This is a genomic window from Frigoribacterium sp. CFBP 13605, from assembly GCF_014839405.1.
Taxonomy (GTDB): Bacteria; Actinomycetota; Actinomycetes; order Actinomycetales; family Microbacteriaceae; genus Frigoribacterium.
Genome location: NZ_JACYNS010000196.1, coordinates 1 through 1,819 on the forward strand (window position 1 = coordinate 1; position 1,819 = coordinate 1,819).

Consider the following 1,819-nt stretch of genomic DNA (forward strand, 5'->3'; position numbering starts at 1 on the left):
CGACCACGGGTTCGGCGGCGAGGTTGAACGCCCCACCGGCGCGGCGGTCGATGGCCCGCCAGAACGCGTCCGCGACGTCGCTCGCGTGCACGACCTGCGACACGAAGCGCGGGGCGAGCGGGATGAACGGGGGGCGCACGCGCTGCATCCAGCGGGTGGGCACCCAGCGTCCGGCGAAGAGTCCGACGATCTCGCTCGCCGCGGAGGCCTGGAACACGAGGCCCGGGCGCATGCGGGTCAGCGTGACCTCGGGGTGCTGCTCGACGAAGGCGTCCATGACGCGCTCGTTGATCGACTTGTGCTTCGAGTAGCTCGAGCGGCGGACGCCCTTGGTCTTGTAGGTCTCGTCGACCCGTCGCCCCTTGGGGCCCCGCGAGTAGGCACCGACCGACGACGCGACGAGCACGTGCGGCACGCCGGCCCGGGCGGCGGCGTCGAGGACGTGCGACGTGCCGAGCACGTTCGTGCGGTACATGACGGCCTTGTGGTGGCTCGGCTGCAGGGCCCAGCCGAGGTGCACGACGGCGTCGGCCCCGGCGAACGCCCGCTCGAGGGCCACGGGAGAGTCGTCGGCCCCGACGTCGATCGAGAACCAGGTCACCTCGCCGTACGGCGGCGTCGCCATGCGCGGCCCCCGGCGGGCGACGCCGACGAGGGAGGTCACCTCGGGTTCGGCCTGCAGACGGGTGAGCAGGGCGGTGCCCAGGTTGCCCGTGGCTCCGACGACGACCACGCGCATGGGGGTCTCACTTTCACGACTCGACGATCGGCCAGGCGCCGACCCCGGGTGGGCGGCAGGCCTGCCCCGAGCCTACGCGCGGCCCCTGGGCGACGGTCCGGCCTCGGCGGCGATGCGGGCGACGGCGGCCTCGTCGAGCACGAACACCTCGTCGCCGTCGCGCGGGTCGTGCGCGCGCACGACGGTCGAGCGAACCGACCCGTCGGCCGCCACCTCGACCACGGCGAAGCCCGAGCCGCGCACGGCCCGCTCCGTGCCGACGGTCGCCAGCACGTCCGTGTCGTTCGCCACCCCGGGCGCGACCACCACGGGGACGCCCGCCAGGTGGCCGACGATGTGGCGGTGGTAGTGCCCGGTGAGGACGACGCGGACGTCCGACGCCTCGAGGACCGCGGCCAGCGCCTCCGGGTCCTGCAGGGCGAGCGACTCGTGCAGGGTCGTCGGCGCCGCGATCGGCGGGTGGTGCAGCACGAGCACGGTGCCCCGCGCGGCGGGCGTCGCGAGCTCGTCGCGCAACCAGGCGAGCTGCTCGGGTCGCAGCAGTCCGTAGCCGGCCCCGGGCACGGACGTGTCGAGCCCGACCACCCGCCAGCCGTCGACGTCGCGCACGAGGTCGAGCGGCCTCGCCGGGTCGCCGCCGAGCACCTCGGCGAAGGGCTCGCGCAGGTCGTGGTTGCCCGGCACGAGCACCACCTCGGCACCGGCCGCTCGGGCCCAGGCGTCGGTGCGTTCGCGGAGGTGCCGGTAGGAGGCGCGGGTCCCGTCGTCCGACAGGTCACCCGACCCCACCAGCAGTCGCACCCCCTCGACCCGCGCGGCCTCCGCCAGCACGAGGTCGAGGGCCTCGGTCGTGTCGACGACACCCTGGTGCAGGGCTCCGTCGGCGAGCAGGTGGGCGTCGCTGAGGTGGACGATGCGGAGGGCTCCGGGCGGCAGGGCGTGCATGCCGCGACGCTACCGGGTGCGGGGCGGCGCGTGCGCCTGGCCCGGGGTGCCGGGGCCGCTCGGGCGCCTCGCGCGGCTCGGGCCAGTCGGGCGGCTCGCGCTGCTTGCGCCGCTCGGGCGGCTCGGGCGGTCGGG

The 1,819-nt window shown here is 75.9% G+C and carries 2 protein-coding genes; both read right to left on the minus strand.

Features of this window, described 5'->3' with window-relative positions; translation table 11 throughout:
* A partial coding sequence (locus IFT36_RS15935) for an NAD-dependent epimerase/dehydratase family protein (RefSeq protein WP_200413655.1) occupies nt 1-739 on the minus strand: 739 nt, incomplete at its 3' end.
* A gap of 72 nt (nt 740-811) precedes the next feature.
* Nucleotides 812-1,684, minus strand: a complete 873-nt coding sequence (locus IFT36_RS15940; protein ID WP_200413656.1) for a metallophosphoesterase family protein — start codon at nt 1,682-1,684, stop codon at nt 812-814.
* Nucleotides 1,685-1,819: the final 135 nt, after the last annotated feature.

What these genes read in the sequence shown, in the direction of transcription:
- IFT36_RS15940 (WP_200413656.1), bottom strand. Translation starts at nt 1,684, where the DNA reads ATGCACGCCCTGCCGCCCGGAGCCCTCCGCATCGTCCACCTCAGCGAC.